This window comes from Plesiocystis pacifica SIR-1 (assembly GCF_000170895.1).
In the GTDB taxonomy this organism is placed as follows: Bacteria; Myxococcota_A; Polyangia; order Nannocystales; family Nannocystaceae; genus Plesiocystis; species Plesiocystis pacifica.
Map to the genome: position 1 here is coordinate 47,640 of NZ_ABCS01000025.1, position 17,518 is coordinate 65,157.

Below are 17,518 nucleotides of genomic sequence, written 5' to 3' on the forward strand. Positions count from 1 at the left end.
TTGGGCGGGGGCGTGCGCGTCAGAGGAAGAGGTTGACGACGCTCAGCGGCAGGAGCCACCGGGTGCACACGGCCAGGCGGCGGGCCTCGGCCTGGGCGCGGCCGCCCGCGCTGCGGCGCTGGCTGTCCTCGAACCACCGCCGCAGCTGCGCGGCGAGGTAGAGCACGAGGGCGACCTCGAGGCCCAGCACGACGACGCCGAGGCCGAGCTCGGCCCCGTGCACGAGGGCCGGGACGGGGCGGGCGAGGCCGGCGGACAGACCGGGCACGGTCCAGCCGCCGAGGTAGACCGTGGTCACCAGGGCCGCGAGGGCGAGGGCGTCGAGCCGAGCCGCGAGGGGGTCCTGGCTGATGGCGCTGGCTGGCTCGTCTCCTTTGAGCCCAAACAGCGCGCCGGGGTCGGGGCCGGCGAGGGCGAGCAGGGCGAGGGCCAGGGCGAAGCCGAGGGGCTGGACGAGCGCGCCCCAGCGCGGCGCGTGCAGTCCGGCGAAGGGGACGGTCGCGGTCTGGGCCCAGACCAGGTCGCGGAAGCTGGGGTCCGCGGGCGCGCCCGAGATTGGATCGGCCGGCGCGAGGGCGGCGAAGGCCGCGGTCAGCAGGGCGAGCATGGCGACGGCGCGGACCAGCGGCAGGGTCCGCGCGAGGCTGCGCAGGGGGGCGTCGGTCTGGCTGGCGACCCACGCCCCCGCGCCGATGAGCAGGGTGACGGCGACGCAGGCGAGGGTGGGCAGGGACGCGGGCAGGGTCAGGCCGGTCAGGGGACCGCCGCCGAGCTCGACGCACTGGCTGAGCTCCCCGGGCCCGACGCGGGCGCCGAGTCGACCCGCGCACAGCGAGGGGCCGAGGGGGATCAGCGCGAGCAACATCGCCGCGCTCGCGGCCGCGACGGCGACGAAGCTGCGGGAGCCCAGGGCGCGAGCGGGCGCGTCATCGCGGCGGAGCGAGCGAGGCAAGGCGAAGGCCGCCCCGCCGCCGAGCACCACCAAGAGCGCCGCCGCGAGCACGCCCGGCCACGCGAGGGGCTCGGGCTCCTCGCCCCGAAACTCGATGGGCACGCGGACGCGGTGGCTGTCCGAGCGCAGCTCGAGCTGGGCGGTCCCGTCGCGGAAGCGGCCGTCCTCGCCGCGGAAGCTCTCGAGCGAGGCCTCGAGGGTGATCCGCGCCCAGTCCTCTCCGCCGATGGTCCGCGGGAAGGACTCGTCGACGATGCGGAAGGCGCCCCAGTCGGGCCCGCGCAGGGCGAAGTCGGCGACGGGGCGGACGACGGCCGTGCGGTTGTGGAGCACCACCTCCACGCGGGTGCGCTCGGGGCTCATCCGGACCGCGCCGGGGTCGACCCACAGCGGGCCCTCGCTCGGCTCGGCCGCGCATCCGCCGAGGAGCGCGAGGACAAAGGCGACGAGGAAGCTGAGGGCGGCGCGGCGGGTCGCGCTCACGAGTCGCTCTCGTCTTCGGCCTTTGCGTCAGTCTTGGCGTCGTCGTCGGCCCTGGCGTCGTCGGCTTTGGCGTCAGGGTCGGCCCTGGCGTCGTCGGCCTTCTCGTCGGCCTTCGAGTCGTCCGGCGAGTCGTCCGGCGAGTTGGCGTCGAAGAGCGGGATGGGCTTCGAGTCGGCCTTGGGGATCGGCTTGCTCAGGCTCGGCGTCGCGAACAGCGAGGACGGCCCAAACAGGCTCCCGGGCGGAGAGAAGAGCGAGCCATCGGAGCTCGGCGAGGTCTCCTCGTCGTCGCCCCCGGCCTCCCCAGACTCGTCGGCCTCGAGCTCGTGGAGCACCTCGACCATACGCTTGACCAGCCAGGCCCGGGGCCGGCGGTTGTTGGTGCTGCCGGCGCTGTCGACCAGCTCACCCTCGCGCTCGCCGGGGTTGGTGCCGGGCAGCATGACCTGGCAAGCCGCGCTCACGTCGTCGTGGGCGTGGGCGATGCACACCGACTGCAGCTCGGTCAGGCGATCGAGGACGTAGCGGGGGAAGGCCACGCGGGTGTCGAGGAGCATGACCGTCTCGATCAGCGTGCCGGCCAGGTCGAGGGCGAGCTCGCCGGCGTGGCGGGCCTGGGCGCCCGCGATGGCGTCGGTCTCGGTGGGGTCGGGCGCCTCGCCCTTGGGCAGCCCCTCGGTCACCTCGCCGGTGCCCTCGAGCACGTAGCGGTAGGCCTTGAAGGCCTCGGCGAGCTCGTTGAGCGCCAAGTTGGCGTCCTGGCTCGCGCCCCGGGAGAAGACCACCGCGACCCGCTTGCCGCCTTCGCGCAGGCGCTCGACGGCGGTGCGGATGGCGGCCTCGAGCTCGACGGTGCCGTCGTCGACGAAGGCCTGGAAGACCGGGCCCTCGAGCTTGCGGTGGCCCGGGAGCTTGGGCGCCTCGTCGTCGGCCTTGGCGTCGTCTTCGGCGGGGGCGTCTTTGTTTTCGCCTTCGCTAGCGCTGTCCTCGCCGTCGTCGGCTTGGTCGTCAGCTTTGGGTGCGGCCTCGTCGGCTTTGTCCCCCTCGTCTTCGGCCGGAGGCTCGTCCTCGGCTGGCGGCTCGGCGTCGGTCTTGGCGTCGTCGTCGGCTTTGTCATCCTCGGCGGGCGGGTCGTCGTCGGCTTTGTCATCCTCGGCGGGCGGGTCGTCCTTGGGCTCCGGCTTGGGCTCCGGCTTGGGCTTGGGCGGCGGCGCCCCATCGTCGCGGACCGCCGCCGGCTCGGGCCCGTCGAACACGCCCTTGCGCAGGACGTAGGCGAAGGCCGCCCCGACCGCGCAGGCGAAGGTGGACGCCCCGAACAGCGCCTTTTCGCGCAGCCCGAGCACGCACCCGCTCGCGCGCTCGAGCTCGGGGGTGCACTCCATGTTCGGGATGGCGAGGAACCACGGGACGAGGAGCAGCACCAGGCCGGCCAGGCCGACCATGGCGATGCCGAGCTGCAACAGCCGCGCGAGGCCCTCGGGCGAGGGTCCGTGATCGCGGCGAGGGGTCATGCGCCAGCCGACGGCGACACCGACACCCGCGATCGCGAGGAGCACCAACATTGCGCTCATGAACCGCGACTATCACATTTCGTCGCGGCCGGGCAGGGTTACATCTGACTAGCGAAGCACCGCCGTGGCGGGTGAAACACCCGCGCCAGGTTGTTTGGGGAGCGCCCGAGTCTCGCCGAGAGCCGGGCGCGAGCGCTCGAAGATCAGCCGATGCCGTCGATGGCCATCTCGAACACGTCGACCTCGTCCTTGTTGCGGGCCACGAACAGGACCCGGCTCGGACGCTCGCCGCGGTGGCTGCGGAACTCGCTGTGGATCGCACGGGCGGCCTCCTCTGCCGGAATGCCCGTATCGAAGGCCCCCATGAGGGGCACGGCGACGCTCTGGTAGCCCTTGAGCTCGCAGACCACGATGACCGCCGAGGCGGCCCGGGCGATGTCCTCGACCTGCACCTGCTCGCCGGGCTTGGGCGTGTTGGGCACGTGGATGAGGTTCTTGGCCTTCATCTTGCCCGCATCGGTCACGAACGCGGCGCCGATGGCCAGGGGCGTGTGCGGGGCGAGGAGCCTGTCGAGGGGCAGGCCCGAGAGCTCGCGCAGGCGCGAGCCAGGGAAGGTGTCGTAGACACAGTTGGAGTTCGTGGGGCAGACGAAGGCGTCGACCTCGACGAGCTCCCAGGGTTCTTTGGAAAGTTGGATTTCGATGACGAGGCCCTCACGGAAGCCGAGCGCACGCGCTCAACGCGAAGCGCCCCCGCAAAGCCGCGGAGGCGAGAGCTGAAGGGAGCGGACCACGACTCGGCTCTCGCAGGGTCGACGGTGCGTTCTCAGGCTAGTTCTTAAACATGGAATCGAGCTCTTCGGCAACCTCGGACTCGCTGGTCTCTCGGGCCACCGCGAGCTCGCCCACGAGCAGGTCGCGTGCGGTGCGCAGCATCTCGCGCTCGCCGTGCGAGAGCGTCTTTTGCGAGCGCAGCAGGGCGAGGTCGCGGTAGACCTCGGCCACGCCTTCGATGGCGCCTGCGCGGATCTTGTCCATGAAGTTGCGGTAGCGCCGGTTCCAGGTCTGGCGATCGATCGGGACGTCGTGATCGCGGAGGATCTGGAAGGTGCGATCGATGGCATCGGGTCCCGCGAGGGGGCGCATGCCGTTTTCGTTGGCCTTGTTGACGGGGACGATGATCTTCAAGCCGCTGCCGCGGACTTGAAGCTGGTAGAAGCTCAGGTCGTGGCCGCCCACGGTCTTGGTCTCGACGCCGATGATGTCGGCGACACCATGGGCGGGGTAGACTGCGGTGCTTCCAATGTCGAAACGCTGCGCTGCGATCATCTCGGTCCTCGTGCGTCGAGCTCGTGGCCCGACGCGTGGACGTCGTCCACCCGTGTTGGGTGTCATGGGGTGAACGACGTTACCCTGACCTCTGGACGGGTCACCGGCGCGCCGGCCCCTTCCCCAGAGGCCAGACAGACTAGCTCGCGGCGCTCAATGAGTCCAGAGTCCGGGGCCTCCACCCCGATGTGCGCAAGGCCTGTGAGGACCGCCTAAATGGCAGCTGCGCGTCCGTGCGGGGGCACCGAAATGTCGGCGCCTCAGCGCAGGTCGGAGACGCGCCAGCCCTGGGGGGTCTGCTCGAAGGTGATCAGCCGCCCGCCCCCGTAGCGCAGCATGGCCCGGGTGTTGTCGCCGGAGTAGGTGATCGCGCCAGGGTCGGTGAGGGCGGCCTCGATGGCGTCCGCGCGGGCGTTCCAGTCCTCGCCGAGGCGCTCGATCAAGGTTGTGGCGAGGACCCGCTCGAGCTGCACGGCGGAGATCGAGCGGAGCGCGGCGACCAGCGCGCGAGCGGCCGAGGTCGGCGTCGAGGTGTCGGGAATGCCAGGCAGGCCGTCGACGACGAGGAAGCCCGCCCGGGTCTGGGCCCAGTGAATGACGACGCCGCCCTCGTGGGTCGTCGTCCCCGTGATCACCGCACCCTGGCGGTCGTCATCGAGATCGTCGATGGCCTCGAGGGTGTCGTGGTGGCGATCGCCGTTGCGGGCCCAGCGCTCGCGGAAGGACTCGATGTCCGTGCGGGCCTGGACCTCCGGGGCGAGCAGGGCGTAGGCCGCGTCCGGGTCGTCGGCGCGCAGGGCCGCCGCGTAGGCCTCGCGCAGGCCTTGGGGGCTGCGCTTGGCGCTGGCCGCACAGCCCGAGCTGAGCCCAAGGGCGATCAGGGCGAGGCCCACGAGAGGCACCGAAATATCGGTGGAGAGAATCTTCATGGGCCCTCCTGGCGGGTAAACACGGTTTCGCTGGCCATCGACGCGTCGAGCTCGGGGTAGTCCAGGGTGAAGTGGAGGCCGCGGCTCTCCCGACGTCGCAGCGCGCTCTCGACCATGAGGTAGCCGACCAGCGCGATGCTGCGCAACTCCAAGACGTCGCGGGTCACGCGGTAGTGCCAGTAGTACTCGCGGATCTCCTGGTGGAGGACCTCGAGGCGCCGGCGCGCCCGGGCCAGGCGCTTGTTCGAGCGGACGATGCCGACGTAGTTCCACATCAGCGCCCGGACCTCTTCCCAGTTGGCGGTGACCATGACCGCCTCGTGGGAGTCGACGGCGTCGCCCTCGTTCCACAGGTCGAAGCGGCCGGTCGCCGGAGGCTCACGACCAAAGTCGTCGCAGATCTCGGCCGCGCCGTGGGCGAGGACCACGGCCTCGAGCAGGCTGTTGCTGGCCAGTCGGCAGGCGCCGTGCATGCCGCTCATGGCGACCTCGCCGATGGCCATGAGGCCCGGGATGCTGGTCCGGCCCCAGGGATCGACGACCACGCCGCCGCAGGTGTAGTGGGCTGCGGGCACGACGGGGATGGGGGTGCGCCGCATGTCGATGCCCAGGGACATGCACCGGGCATGGATCGCGGGGAAGCGATCGACGATGAAGTCGTGGTCGAGGTGGGTCATGTCGAGCTCGACGCAGGTCTGTCCGCTGCGCTTGAGCTCGGCGTCGATCTCCCGGGCGACGACGTCGCGGGGGGCGAGGCTGCCCATGGGGTGGCGCCCGGCCATGAGGTCCGAGCCGTCGCGGCGCCGCAAGATCCCGCCCTCGCCCCGGAGCGCCTCCGAGATCAGGAAGCTCTTGGCGTCGGGGTGGAACAGGATCGTCGGGTGGAACTGCATGAACTCGAGGTTCGAGACCTCGGCCCCGATGCGGTAGGCCATGGCGATCCCGTCGCCCGTGGCGACGTGGGGGTTGGAGGTGTAGCGGTAGACCTTGCCGGCGCCGCCCGTGGCCAGCACGGTAATCGGTGACACGAAGGCGACCACGCGATCGCGCGCGATGTCGAGGGCGTAGCAGCCGAAGCAGCCCGCCTCACCATCGACCTTTCGCCAGCTCAGCAGGTCGATCACATCATGGTGCTCGAGGATGGTGATGTTGGGGTGGCGCTCGGCGGCTTCGATGAGCGCCCGGCCGATCTCGGCGCCGGTCATGTCGCGGTGGTGGACGACCCGGCGCCGCGAGTGTCCGCCCTCGCGGCCGAGCTCGAAGGGGGCGTCGGCGTCGTCGCTGACCCGATCGAACTGCACGCCGAACTCCTTGGCCAGCCCGGCCACGAGGCCGGGCCCGAGCTCGACGGCGCGGCGGACCATGTCCTCGCGGCACAGCCCCCCGCCGACCTTCAGGGTGTCGGCGACGTGGGCGTCGAAGTCATCGTCCGGCCCGAACACGGCGGAGATGCCCCCTTGGGCCCAGCGCGTGTTCGAGGACTCGCGCCGGTGCTTGGTCAAGATGGTGACGGTGCGGCGCTCTGCCACGCGCAGGGCGAAGAACAGCCCCGCGAGCCCGCTGCCGAGCACGAGGGTTTGGGTGCGGTGAACCGAGGTCTCAGGCACGAGCTTCGGACACGCTATCAGATTTGCTGGTTTTTGAGGCCCGACGGGCCACGGGGCTGCGCGTTGCCCGTAGTCCAGCTAGGCTGGAAGATCGATGGGCGCACGACGGGTGGTCGAGGGGACGCACGGGGGCTTCATCGCCGACTCACGCCAGTTTCCGGTGGTGGGCGTGCGGTGGAGCGGACGCCTCGAGGAGCTCGCCCTCGTCGACGCCTTCGGCGAGTGGCTGTCCGAGTTCATCGTGCGCCTCGAGGCCGAGCGCCGCGTCGCCGTGCTCGTCATCGACGTGCGCGAGGCGAGCCGGCCGACGGCGGCCTTTCGACGCGAGCTGACCAGGACCCGCGCGGGGCAGCGCGAGCGGCTGGATCGCTGGATCATCCGGGACATCGTGGTGACCGAAAACGTGCTGATGCGGAGGGTGTTGCGGACGCTCCAGTGGGTGACACCGTGGGTACACATCTCGCCGGTCGGCGCCCTCGAGGAGGGCTTCGAGCTCGCCGAAGGTCTGCTGCGCGAGCGCGGCGAGGCGGACCTCGAGCTGTTTCCGTCGGCGCTCTTTGGCGAGCCCGGCAGGGGCGTTTGAGCGCCATTGGGTCCATGCGGATCGGGGTCACTTTTTTGACGCCCGAAGGACCTTCGAGGCTGCGCATTCCCCGTGGCCCAGCTAGTCTGAAGATGGGATGTGGTCGGAGTGTGAGGTCGAAGGGGCGGCGGGGAATTTCACCGCCGACGCGCGCCAGTTCCCGCTCGTGGGCCTGCGCTGGACCGGCCAGCTGGAGGACGCCGCGATGCTCGAGGGCTTCGCGGCCTGGGTGGAGGAGTTCACCGAGTACCTCGGTGTCGCCCAGCAGCCGATCGTCGTGGTCGTCGACATGCGCCTGGCGCAGCGGCCCACGGGGGTGTTTCGGCGCGGGCTGATCAAGCTGCGCATCCGCCATAGAGCCGTCCTCGATCGCTGGGTCATCCACGACGTCGTCGTGACCAACAACGCGCCCGTTCGCACGATGCTGCAGACCTTGACCTGGGTCATGCCGTGGGTCCCGATCACGGCGGTGGGTGACTTCGACGAGGGCCTCGGGCTCGCGCGGGATCTGTTGCGCGAGCGCGGCGTCCTGGATCCCGCGCTGGGTTCGGCGACGTTGTTCGGCGAGTCCAGCGCGCGGCCCTGAAGCGTGGACGTGGGGGAGGGGCGAGCGCGCCCCTGGCCTGATGGGCACATCTTTTCGCCCTCGCGCGAGGTGCTGCTAAAATGCGCACCCATGCCCAAGCTCTCTCGCGTGACCCGACGTCAGCTGCGCCTGGCCTCCCTGGGTGCCCTGAGCCTGGGCCTGGCCGTGCTCTTGGGCCAGCCCCACACCGTCGAGGCAGGCAAGCCCCGGGGCCCCGCGGGCAACAACAACTACTTCAAGTACGTCGACGAGGACGGGGTCATCCACATCACCAACCGGCCGCGGGGCAAGGGCGGGGACTGGAAGCTCTACAAGAGCGTCAAGGCCAACCGGACCGGCTCCTCACCCGACGCCTTCCGCGTCGGGCCGGACCGCAAGACCCGGACCCTCGACACCGAGCGAGCGCACCGCTACGACGCCTACATCCGCGGCGCGGCCCGGCGCTACCAGCTGCCGGAGTCCTTCGTGCGCGCGGTGATTCACACCGAGAGCCGCTTCAACCCCAGCGCCGTCAGCCGGGCCGGGGCCATGGGCCTGATGCAGCTGATGCCGAGCACGGCGAAGTTCCTCGGCGTGTCCCAGCCCTTCGACCCGCGCCAGAACATCTACGGCGGCTGCAAGCTCCTGCGCCTCCTCGCCAACCGCTTCAACGGCGACATGGTCCTGGTCGCGGCGGGCTACAACGCGGGCGCGGGCGCGGTGCTCAAGTACGAGGGCGTGCCGCCCTACGCCGAGACCCGGGCCTACGTGAAGTCGGTGCTGCGCCGCTACTACGCCTACGAGCGTCAGACCCAGCTGGGCGGTGGCACGGCGGTACGTCGCGGGCCGGCGCGCCACATCGCGAATTGAGGCTGCTTTGCCCCGCAAGCGTCGTCCACGACGGCTAAAGTAGACAGAGGCCCCCGAGAGTGACTCGCGCCAAGGGCGCTGACTCCCTCGGAACCGACGTTTCGGGCATGATGGTCCGCGATGGCAGCTCTCGGACACTCGATGAGGATGGGGCTGTGCGCCCTGCTCGTTCCCCTGGCTGTGGGCTGCGGGGACGCTCCGGCGGGCGACGACGAGCTCGGGGAGTCGGGCGAGGTCGGCAGCAACGGCGAGGTCACCGGAGAGGACGGGCCCGTCGACGACACCGAGGCGACGGACTCGGCCGACACGACCACGGAGACCGGGACCGACACCGGCGAGGCTGGGTTGACCTACTGGAAGGACGCCAAGGCGGTCATCGACGCGCGCTGCGTGAGCTGCCACCAGGCGGGCGCCATCGCTCCCTTCGCCCTCGAGACCTGGGAGCAGGTCGAGAATTTCGCACCGCTGCTCGGCGAGTCGATCGTCGCAGGCTCCATGCCCCCGTGGCCACCGAGCGCCGACTGCAACAGCTTCCAGCACGACCGCTCGCTCAGCGCCGAACAAGAGGCGCTGCTGCTCGGGTGGATCGACGCCGGCTACCCCGAGGGCGATCCCGCCGACGCCCCCGAGCCGCCGCCGGAGCCCGAGCCCTGGGAGCCCGACCTGATCATCGAGCTGCCCGAGCCCTACTCCCCCGCGCCCGGCGAGCTCGACGACTACCGCTGCTTTGCGATCCCCTGGCCCGAGGAGCTGACCGAGGAGCAGTTCGTCGTCGGCCACGAGGTCTTCCCCGGGCAGCCCGAGCTCGTGCATCACGTCATCACCTTCGTCGCGGATCCGGACGAAGCTCCGGCCTACCAGGCCTTCGACGACGAGGACCCGGGGCCGGGCTACAGCTGCTTTGGCGGCCCGGGCAAGGTCGACTGGTCCGCGCGCTGGCTCGGCGACTGGGCCCCGGGGGCCGAGCGCTGGGAGGCCCCGGCCGGGACGGGTGTGCGGGTGCTGCCCGGCTCCTTGCTCATCGTCCAGGTCCACTACAGCGCCCTGGGCGGAGAGCCCCAGCCCGACCTGACCTCCCTGGCCTTTCAGACTCAGCCCGAGGTCGAGCGCCGCGGTGACTTCATCCCCATCGTCAACTACGGCTGGGTGCTCGGGGCCACGCCGATGACCATCCCGGCTGGAGAGAGCGGGGTCACGCACGGCGTGACCCTCGCGCGCGAGAACCCGATCATTCAGTACCTGACCTCCAACCTCGGCGTGTCGCCCAGCGACGAGCTCGAGGTGTGGCGGGCGACCTTGCACATGCACATGCTGGGGACGCGCGCGCAGCTGACCCTCGAGGAAGGGGGCGAGGACACCTGCCTGCTGAACATCGAGGACTGGGACTTCAACTGGCAGGGCGACTACCTCATGGAGGAGCCCCAGCTGTTCGGGCCTGGGGACGCGGTGCGCCTCGACTGCGAGTACGACAACAGCCCGGAGAACCAGCCGATCGTCGATGGCGGGCCGCTAGAGCCCGCGGACGTGGGTTGGGGCGACGGGACCCTGGACGAGATGTGCCTGGGGATCCTGTATATGGCCACCAAGTAGGGTTCGGGGTAACCTGGCCGCGCGTGCCTTCCTCCGAGATCCCCGGCGTCACGAGCTTCGCGTTCAGTCGCCTGCTGACTCCCGAGCCCGGGACCGACTCGATCTCGCTCACGCGGGAGGGTCACCTGCTGGTCAACGTCGCGGGCGAGACGATGACGCGTACGGACGCGCTGCTCTTGTGCAGCGAGAACCTCGAGATCCGGCCGCTCAATCGGCGCATGCAGGGGCGGGCCGTGCCCGACGTGTTCCGCCGCCTCGCCTCCCTCGAGGGCGAGGGCTACCTGATCATCTCCCGCGAGGACGAGCGCTTTTATCCGCTGAGGCTCGAGCGCGACCTGTGCTTCTTCGTCGAGCGGACCATCTGGGCCCTCGACGCGAGCTTGATGTGGGACGTGGGCATGCTCCCGGGCTCGCGCGGCGGGGCGAACATCACCCTGATCCGCGTCGCCGGTGAGGGCATGGTCGCGCTGCGGGTGTCCGGCGAGCTCGTGGCCATCAAGGTCTCGCCCGAGCGCCCCCACCGCGTGCACCACGACGGCTTCGTCGGCTGGGTCGGCAACGTCGTGCCCTCGGCCGAGCGCGGCAGCCCCTTCCTGCGCTGCGAGGGCGAGGGCGCGGTGTTCGTGGCCTTGCCCGAGGGCCCCGCTCGCCCCGTCGAGGACGCCCGGAGCGGGCCCATCGCGGTCCCCAGCCCCGCCGTGCCTGCGGTCCCGCCCAAGGTGCCGACCTCGCGCGCCGTGCCGCCGCCCAAGGTGCCGCCCAAGGCCGGCAAGCCGCCGCAGGCCAAAGCGAAGCCCCAGGCGAGCAAGAAGAAGGGCTGAGTCGCCTTGAGCACGGAGCCAAAGGAGCGAGCGCCCGCCTCCGAGGACGCTGGCGCGGGCAAGAACGATGCGCGCCGCCCGGGGCTGGCGGCCTTCAAGCGCGAGATCCTCAACGCGCCCAACCTCATCACCATCGGGCGCATGTTCATGATCCCGCCGGTGCTGTGGCTGGTCGGGCGGCCCGAGCCGATCATGGGCTTCCTCGCCATGCTCGTGTTCCTCAGCGCGGGCGGCCTGGATCTCCTGGATGGTTTCCTCGCCCGTCGCCAGGGCCTCGTGACCTTCTTCGGCAAGTTCGCCGATCCCCTCGCCGACAAGATCATGGTCATGGCCCTGCTGGTCTACCTGGTCGCGGAGGGGCGCATCCCGCCGTGGCTGGTGGTCATCTTGCTCGGCCGGGAGTTCTACATCTCGGGGCTGCGGACCATGGCCATCAACGAGGGCGTGGAGATCTCGGCGGGGGCGTGGGGCAAGGCCAAGACCAGCTTCCAGGTCATCGGCATCTCGATGGTGTTGATCTACTTCCCCTACCGCGCGCCGATCGGCGGGGTGATCCACTTCTTCGAGGTCGGCATGCTGCTGCTCTACGTGTCCGCGGCGCTGTCGGTGATCAGCGCCTACACCTATACGCGCGGCTTCATCACGGCGCTGCGCGAGCGCGACACGGGCGGTGAAGGCGAGGGCGAGACCGCGGCCGAGGTGGCAGCCGAGGGAGGCGAGGGCGCGACGTGAGCGGGCCGGCTGCGCTGCTCGACGCCGTCGTCCACGGGGTCGAGCCCGAGCTGTGCTGGCTCGACGGCGGCGCGGAGGCGGGCAGCGCCATCGGTCGCCGCCCCGATCGAGTCGTCGTCGCCGATGACCTCGCGGCCCTCGACGAGGTCGAGGCCAGCTGGCGGGCCCAGCCCGAGCACGGCTGGATCGGTTGGGTCAGCTACGACCTCGGGGCCGCCGCGCTGCTCGGGCGAGCGCCGCGGAGCAGCGGGTTGCCGCACCTGGTCCTGCGCCGCTACCCGAACCTGTGCCGCTCGCAGACGCCCCTGGACGGCTCTGGGCTCGGGGTCGAGTTTGGCGCGCCCTGGCCCCTCGAGGCCCTGCGCCCCGAGCTCGCGGCCGAGGCCTACCGCGACCGGGTCCGCGCCGCCCTCGAGTCGATCCGCGCCGGGGACACCTACCAGATCAACGCCTCTCAGAAGCTGTTCGCCCCGTGGACCGAGGCCGCGCGCACGCGCAGCTTTGGTGCGCGCGTGGCCGCCGTCTACCACGCCCTGCGCCGGGCCACGCCCGCGACCATGGGCGCGCTGATCCTCGTCGATTCGGAGCGGGCGATCGTCTCCAACTCGCCCGAGACCCTCCTCGACCTGCGCCTGGGCGGGCACCCGAGCGGCCGCGACCTCGCGCGCTCGTGGCCGATCAAGGGCACGCGCCCCCGGGACCCCGATCCCCGGCGCGATCGCCTGGCCGCCGAGGAGCTGTGCGCGAGCGCCAAGGACCGCGCCGAGCACGTGATGATCGTCGATCTGGTCCGCAACGACCTGGGCAGCCTCGCCGTACCCGGGACCGTGCGCGCACCCCGAGCGCCGAGCCTGGTGTCGCTGCCGACGGTCCACCACCTCGTCAGCGAAGTGTCCTGCGCACTCGCGCCGGGCTGGAGCCTGCGCGCTCTGTTCGCTGCGTTGTTCCCGGGAGGCAGCATCACCGGCGCGCCCAAGCGGCGCAGCGTCGAGATCATCGACGAACTCGAGGGCGAGGCGCGGGGCATCTACTGCGGCGCGATCATGATCCTCGACCGACTCGGGGTACGGGTGAGCATTCCGATTCGCACCGGTGTGCTCGACGCGCGCGGGCTCGAGCTGCGCAGCGGCGGGGGCATCGTGGCCGACAGCGATCCCGAGGCCGAGCGCCTCGAGACCCTGGCCAAGGCGCGTGCTTTCGATCGGGGTCGCTGAGCGGGGAGGGGCGTCGCGATAGACGCACCTGCAGACCTGCTAGGATGACCGCAGAGAGTCCTCGTGAAGACGCACAAGATTCCCCACGATCTCGATCTCGACCTCGCCAAGCTCGCCGCCCGCAAGGCCGCGGAAGCCTACGGGGAGCGCTTTGCCGAGTACAACTACAAGGCCAACTGGGTCCGTGACGACCGCGTCGAGCTCAGCTTCGAGGTCATGGGGAAGCGCCTGGACGGGGCGATGACGGTCAAGCCGCGGCAGCTCGACCTCGAGCTGGACGTGCCCTTCATGTTCCGGCCGTTTCAGAGCAAGGCCATCTCGCTGATCGAGCGGGAGGCCTTGAGCTGGATCGAGAAGGCCCGCAAAGGCGAGCTGTCTTAAACCCCCTCGGGCGCAGGGAACTGGGGTTGCTTTGGACCTGCCTGTGGCAGGTCGGCTGCTTTGGACCCCCTCGGGCGCAGGGAACTGGGGCTGCAGCGGACCTGCCTGTGGCAGGTCCTCTCGTCGCTGCGCTCCTCGGGCAGGGTCGCTCGTGGGTTCGAGGGGGCATGTGATCGCCCCCTCGAGAGGGGGCGTGGTTTGGCGGGGGTGAGGAGCGGCTTGGCTTGGTTGGGTTGGGTTGGGTTGGGTTGGGTTGGGTTGGGTGAAAATCGTGCGGGGTCGTGGCTCGGGCCTGGGTGGGGGTCGGTTGCTAGCTTGGGTTGGTGGGCGAGTCTTGGGTGCTCTGGCGGCAGGATGACAATGGGAATCGCTTCGTGATGCGGCGGTCGGGGTCGCGGGGGGAGTTGGAGGCGTTGGCGGCGATGTACGAGGCCCGGGGGCACAAGCAGCTTTATTGGGTGGAGGCGGAGGCTGGAATTGAAAACGCCCCGCGTTGAGGCGGGGCGCTTGGGATGCAGGATGGTGTGTGGAGGGCTCAGGGCTGGGCGCCGTCGGCGATCCAGTCGAGGATGAGCATCTCGTCCATGCTGCTGAGGGAGCCGCCGGGCGGCATGGGGCCGCCAGCGCTGGCGGTGCCCTGGATCTTGTCGACGAGGTAGCTGCCGTTGGGATCGCCGGGGGCGATGCGGGGGGTGCCGGGCTCCTGGGTGGCGGCGACGTCGACGAGGTTGGCGTAGGCGGTGCCGGCGTCGGGCATGGCGAGGCCAGCGGGGCCGCCGTTCACGTGGCAGCTGCAGTTGGCCATGATCACCGGGTAGACGTCGCCCTCGAAGGACAGGCCCATGCCGGTCTCTTCTTCGGTGGTCTCCTCTTCGGTGGTCTCTTCCTCGGTCGTCTCCTCCTCGGTGGTGGACTCCTCCTCTTCGGTGGTGGACTCCTCCTCGGTGGTGGACTCCTCTTCGGTGGTGGACTCCTCCTCTTCGGTGGTGGTCTCGTCCTCGGTGGTGTCGGTGGACTCCTCCTCTTCGGTGGTGGTCTCCTCTTCTTCTTCACCAGCGGTCTCGCCGATGTCGTCGTCGGCTCCGTCGTCGCTGGGGCAAGCGGTGAGGCTGAGGGCCACGAGGGCGCCGAAGCAGGCGCGCATGGATTGTTTGGTCAGGGTCAGTTTCAGGGTCATGAAGGGAATCCTCTGACGCAGGCATAGCGCGGCCCACATCGCCGCGCATGGCGAATGGGGGCGACGATTGGAGAGATAGATGGGGGTGATGGGCCGAGCGCGCGAGGCTCAGAGGGTCGCGGCGCCGCGGGTGTCGGCGCGTGCCAGGAGGGCCTGGGCACAAGGCTCGATGAGCTCGGCGAGGCCCTGGCGACGCAGGCGAGCGCGGTGGGCCTCGGGCAGGCAGCCGTGGGCGAGGAGCTGCTGGTCGTGCTCGGACAAGACCTCGGGCGCGGGGCCGGCCGCGCGGCGGGGGAGGGCCTGGGCGAAGCGGCGGGCGACGGCGGGGCGCAGCTCGGGGCGCTGGTCCAGGGCCCAGGCGACGAAGCGCCACGCCAAGGTCGCGTGGCGCAGCTCGTCGGCGGCGATGCCCTCGAGCAAGCGCGCGAGGGTGGGGGAAGCGTCGCGGCAGGTCTCGGCGGCGTGCAGCATCTCGAGGGCGGACAGGGTCTCGCCGACGCAGCCTTCGTCGACGCACGCGAGGGTCAACGCGACCAGGAGCTCGCTGCGATCGAGGGGCTGCGCCGAGCTCGAGGGCGCCAGGCTGCGGCGGACGTCGAGGGGGCCGAAGCTGCAGTCGTGCCCGCGATGTCGCGCGGCCAGGCGCAGGGCCGCGCGGGCGTGGCGGGTCTCGTCGACGGCGGCTCGGGCCGCGTCGCGGATCAGCTGGGGCGGCGCGCCGACGGCCAGCAGCTGCGCCGCGAAGCGGGCAAAGCTGGCCACGGAGGCGTGCTCGGCCCGGGCGACGCGGGTCCAGTGGTCGGCGAGGTGATCGGCGAGGGTCGAGGGCAGGGGGGCGGCGCGGGTCGACTCGCCCGCGCGGACGCTGGCGAAGCGGAGCTGCCCGTCGACGATGAAGGGCCGGCCCTCGATGCCGCCGCCGCAGTCGTCCTCGAGGGCGACGAGGCTGCAGCACTCGCCGTCGAGCTCGTAGGGTCCGCAAGAGCCGATGCCGTCGAGCACGATGGGGTGGTCGACGCAGGCCTCGCACACGCCCTCGGGGCACAGCTCGTCGCAGCTGTCGGCGCCTTCGAGGGGGACGCAGGCGAGGTAGAACTCGTTGGGGCAGCCAAAGGGACCCCACTCCTCGAGCGCGCACTCGGGCCAGGAGCCGTTGGGCAGGCCGAAGCTCTCGAAGGACACCTCGCAGCCCTCGCCGCCCGTGGTCGAGCTCGAGCTGTCTTCGCTCGAAGACGTCGAGGTGTCCTCGCCCGAGCTCTCCGAGTCGGAGGACTCGGAGCCCGTCGAGCTGTCCATGGACTCCTCGTCGACCGCGTCGCCCTGGTCGTCCTCGCTCTGCTCGGCCTCGTCCCCGAGATCGGCGCCCTCGTCTGGGTTGGTGGTCACGCCGGCGCCTTCGTCGTTCGTCCCCGAGTCGCCGCAGCCTGCGGCCAGCAAGGGGAGGGCGAGGCCGAGGCTGCTCAGGAGGTGTCGACGGAGGCGATCGATCGCACAGCGGCGCATGGGGTGAGCCTAGCCCAGCGCCGGTCCGGGCCCGGACGCCGAGTTTTCGCCAGCGCGCGATCGAGCCTGGCTGGGCGCACTCAATCGGGGATTTCCTGGGGCTGTGGCACACTCCGGCGACCGTGGGCGCGCCTCGAATTTCCCGCATCCTCACCCTGGCGAGCCTGGCCGTGGCTTGCTCGGGGCCGGAGCCCGCGGTGACCCCCAGCGAGCCGGATCCCGCGGGCAGCGAGCTGGCGTGGGCGGACACCAGCGCGGCGCCCTGGGCCGAGGAAGAGGGCCGCGGTCGGGCCAAGCGCCGCAAACGGTCCGACTACCGCGTGGCCCCGCCCATGCTCGAGCTCAGCGCCCGGATCTCCACGGGCAGCCTGCCCAAGTCCGTCGAGGTCAGCCCCGACGGCGCCCACGTGGTCGTGGCCAACTTTGGCTACCAGGGCCACGACAACCTGTGGCGGTGGACCACGGCGGGGCTCGAGCGAGCGGGCCGCATGGGCTTCGACGGCAACGCGGTGGAGACCCTGTTCTCGGCCGATGGCTCGCGCATGTTCGTGTCGAGCTTCTCCGGGGCGAAGGTCATCGAGGCGGACGCCAAGACCATGCGGGCGCGCCACACCTACTCCGTGGGCATCAACCCCAAGGTCATGGCCCTGTCCCCCGACGAGCGCCTGCTGTGGGTGGCGAATTGGTCGGCCCACTCGGTCACGGCCGTGGACCGGCGCCGGCGCAAGGCGGTGGACCACTTCCGCGTCGGCCACCACCCGCGGGGGATGGTCGTCGACGAGCAGGGGCGGGTCTACGTCAACGCGATGTACAGCCACCAGATCCACGTGCTCGAGTTCGTGCCCAAGAAGTCGGGCTACGACGAAATCGAAGAGCTGCGGGTGATGCCGGTGTGCGAGTACCCGCGCCACGTGATCTGGAGCCCCGGGCGCGACGCGCTGATCGTCAGCTGCTCTGGCGAGGACCGGGTCGCAACCTACGACCCCGAGACCGGCGAGGAGCTCGACAGCGCGGCGGTGGGCGACAACCCGCGGACCATCTCGGCGAGCCTCGACGGGCGCTTCATCGCCGTCGCCAACTTCACGGGCGGGACGGTCTCGGTCATCGACACCGTCGCTCGGGTCGTCCACGAGCACGCGGTCCCGGGGGTCGAGCAGATCGTCGGCGTGGCCGTGGAGCCCCGATCCTGCGACGAGCCGCTGCGGGTCTACGCGACCAACTGGCAGGGCAACGAGCTGCTGGTCTTCGACGGGCCCTGAGGGCTCGCG

18 protein-coding genes are annotated in these 17,518 nt (G+C 70.9%); 10 read left to right on the top strand and 8 right to left on the bottom strand.

Translation table 11 applies throughout. The features are described 5' to 3' along the window. Window positions 1-19: 19 nt before the first annotated feature. The 6 genes from PPSIR1_RS15080 to nadB all read right to left on the bottom strand — a co-directional run bounded on the left by PPSIR1_RS15080 (window position 20) and on the right by nadB (window position 6,814). Complete coding sequence (locus PPSIR1_RS15080; RefSeq protein ID WP_006971942.1) at window positions 20-1,435, bottom strand: hypothetical protein; 1,416 nt, start codon at window positions 1,433-1,435, stop codon at window positions 20-22. Continuing rightward, window positions 1,432-3,009 (bottom strand): hypothetical protein, encoded by a 1,578-nt coding sequence (locus PPSIR1_RS15085; RefSeq protein ID WP_157595573.1) that lies wholly within the window; start codon window positions 3,007-3,009, stop codon window positions 1,432-1,434. The genes PPSIR1_RS15080 and PPSIR1_RS15085 overlap by 4 nt, the downstream gene beginning before the upstream one ends. A gap of 143 nt (window positions 3,010-3,152) precedes the next feature. Beyond that, entirely contained in the window at window positions 3,153-3,653 is a 501-nt protein-coding gene (locus PPSIR1_RS47845; RefSeq protein ID WP_086001342.1) for a macro domain-containing protein, read from the bottom strand. 127 nt (window positions 3,654-3,780) lie between these two features. Beyond that, a complete protein-coding gene (locus tag PPSIR1_RS15095) occupies window positions 3,781-4,278 on the bottom strand; it encodes a CarD family transcriptional regulator (protein WP_006971945.1) in 498 nt (165 codons plus the stop codon). Window positions 4,279-4,538: 260 nt separating this feature from the next. Further along, complete coding sequence (locus tag PPSIR1_RS15100; RefSeq protein WP_006971946.1) at window positions 4,539-5,207, bottom strand: hypothetical protein; 669 nt, start codon at window positions 5,205-5,207, stop codon at window positions 4,539-4,541. Then, window positions 5,204-6,814, bottom strand: a complete 1,611-nt coding sequence (nadB, locus tag PPSIR1_RS15105; RefSeq protein WP_045116044.1) for an L-aspartate oxidase — start codon at window positions 6,812-6,814, stop codon at window positions 5,204-5,206. The genes PPSIR1_RS15100 and nadB overlap by 4 nt, the downstream gene beginning before the upstream one ends. A gap of 94 nt (window positions 6,815-6,908) precedes the next feature. Between nadB and PPSIR1_RS15110 the strand changes: the two genes are divergently transcribed. From PPSIR1_RS15110 to PPSIR1_RS51225, 9 genes are all read left to right on the top strand, one after another. Beyond that, window positions 6,909-7,397, top strand: coding sequence for a hypothetical protein (locus tag PPSIR1_RS15110; protein ID WP_157595574.1), 489 nt, complete (start codon window positions 6,909-6,911; stop codon window positions 7,395-7,397). Window positions 7,398-7,494: 97 nt separating this feature from the next. After that, window positions 7,495-7,983 (top strand): hypothetical protein, encoded by a 489-nt coding sequence (locus tag PPSIR1_RS15115; RefSeq protein ID WP_006971949.1) that lies wholly within the window; start codon window positions 7,495-7,497, stop codon window positions 7,981-7,983. 90 nt (window positions 7,984-8,073) lie between these two features. Continuing rightward, the gene (locus PPSIR1_RS15120; protein WP_006971950.1) at window positions 8,074-8,832 is read left to right on the top strand and encodes a lytic transglycosylase domain-containing protein; all 759 of its coding nucleotides are present in this window, start codon (window positions 8,074-8,076) and stop codon (window positions 8,830-8,832) included. A gap of 147 nt (window positions 8,833-8,979) precedes the next feature. Beyond that, window positions 8,980-10,422 (top strand): monooxygenase, encoded by a 1,443-nt coding sequence (locus PPSIR1_RS15125; RefSeq protein ID WP_006971951.1) that lies wholly within the window; start codon window positions 8,980-8,982, stop codon window positions 10,420-10,422. A 23-nt stretch (window positions 10,423-10,445) separates the two neighbouring features. Further along, window positions 10,446-11,243, top strand: coding sequence for an AIM24 family protein (locus tag PPSIR1_RS15130; RefSeq protein WP_006971952.1), 798 nt, complete (start codon window positions 10,446-10,448; stop codon window positions 11,241-11,243). A 6-nt stretch (window positions 11,244-11,249) separates the two neighbouring features. Next, window positions 11,250-11,975, top strand: a complete 726-nt coding sequence (gene pgsA / locus PPSIR1_RS15135) for a CDP-diacylglycerol--glycerol-3-phosphate 3-phosphatidyltransferase (protein ID WP_006971953.1) — start codon at window positions 11,250-11,252, stop codon at window positions 11,973-11,975. Beyond that, on the top strand, window positions 11,972-13,189 hold the full coding sequence (locus PPSIR1_RS15140; RefSeq protein WP_006971954.1) for a chorismate-binding protein: 1,218 nt from the start codon (window positions 11,972-11,974) through the stop codon (window positions 13,187-13,189). The genes pgsA and PPSIR1_RS15140 overlap by 4 nt, the downstream gene beginning before the upstream one ends. A gap of 63 nt (window positions 13,190-13,252) precedes the next feature. Beyond that, complete coding sequence (locus PPSIR1_RS15145) at window positions 13,253-13,570, top strand: polyhydroxyalkanoic acid system family protein (RefSeq protein ID WP_006971955.1); 318 nt, start codon at window positions 13,253-13,255, stop codon at window positions 13,568-13,570. Window positions 13,571-13,890: 320 nt separating this feature from the next. After that, window positions 13,891-14,067: a hypothetical protein gene (locus PPSIR1_RS51225; RefSeq protein ID WP_006971956.1), complete on the top strand. Its 177-nt coding sequence runs from the start codon at window positions 13,891-13,893 to the stop codon at window positions 14,065-14,067. Between the two features lie 38 nt (window positions 14,068-14,105). On the opposite strand, the gene PPSIR1_RS42760 is transcribed toward PPSIR1_RS51225, so the two are convergent. Together PPSIR1_RS42760 and PPSIR1_RS42765 are read right to left on the bottom strand one after the other, a co-directional pair. After that, on the bottom strand, window positions 14,106-14,747 hold the full coding sequence (locus PPSIR1_RS42760) for a hypothetical protein (RefSeq protein WP_006971957.1): 642 nt from the start codon (window positions 14,745-14,747) through the stop codon (window positions 14,106-14,108). 108 nt (window positions 14,748-14,855) lie between these two features. Then, window positions 14,856-16,250, bottom strand: coding sequence for a hypothetical protein (locus PPSIR1_RS42765; protein ID WP_006971958.1), 1,395 nt, complete (start codon window positions 16,248-16,250; stop codon window positions 14,856-14,858). A gap of 122 nt (window positions 16,251-16,372) precedes the next feature. On the opposite strand from PPSIR1_RS42765, the gene PPSIR1_RS15160 reads away from it, so the two are divergent. Next, complete coding sequence (locus tag PPSIR1_RS15160) at window positions 16,373-17,509, top strand: YncE family protein (protein ID WP_157595575.1); 1,137 nt, start codon at window positions 16,373-16,375, stop codon at window positions 17,507-17,509. The last annotated feature ends 9 nt before the right edge of the window (window positions 17,510-17,518 follow it).

Bases quoted from the DNA above. Each gene is read 5' to 3' on its own strand.
- PPSIR1_RS15110 (WP_157595574.1), top strand. From the start codon at position 6,909: ATGGGCGCACGACGGGTGGTCGAGGGGACGCACGGGGGCTTCATCGCC.
- PPSIR1_RS15115 (WP_006971949.1), top strand. From the start codon at position 7,495: ATGTGGTCGGAGTGTGAGGTCGAAGGGGCGGCGGGGAATTTCACCGCC.
- PPSIR1_RS15100 (WP_006971946.1), bottom strand. From the start codon at position 5,207: ATGAAGATTCTCTCCACCGATATTTCGGTGCCTCTCGTGGGCCTCGCC.
- PPSIR1_RS15095 (WP_006971945.1), bottom strand. From the start codon at position 4,278: ATGATCGCAGCGCAGCGTTTCGACATTGGAAGCACCGCAGTCTACCCC.
- PPSIR1_RS15125 (WP_006971951.1), top strand. From the start codon at position 8,980: ATGGGGCTGTGCGCCCTGCTCGTTCCCCTGGCTGTGGGCTGCGGGGAC.
- PPSIR1_RS15120 (WP_006971950.1), top strand. From the start codon at position 8,074: ATGCCCAAGCTCTCTCGCGTGACCCGACGTCAGCTGCGCCTGGCCTCC.
- PPSIR1_RS42760 (WP_006971957.1), bottom strand. From the start codon at position 14,747: ATGACCCTGAAACTGACCCTGACCAAACAATCCATGCGCGCCTGCTTC.
- PPSIR1_RS42765 (WP_006971958.1), bottom strand. From the start codon at position 16,250: ATGCGCCGCTGTGCGATCGATCGCCTCCGTCGACACCTCCTGAGCAGC.
- PPSIR1_RS15085 (WP_157595573.1), bottom strand. From the start codon at position 3,009: ATGAGCGCAATGTTGGTGCTCCTCGCGATCGCGGGTGTCGGTGTCGCC.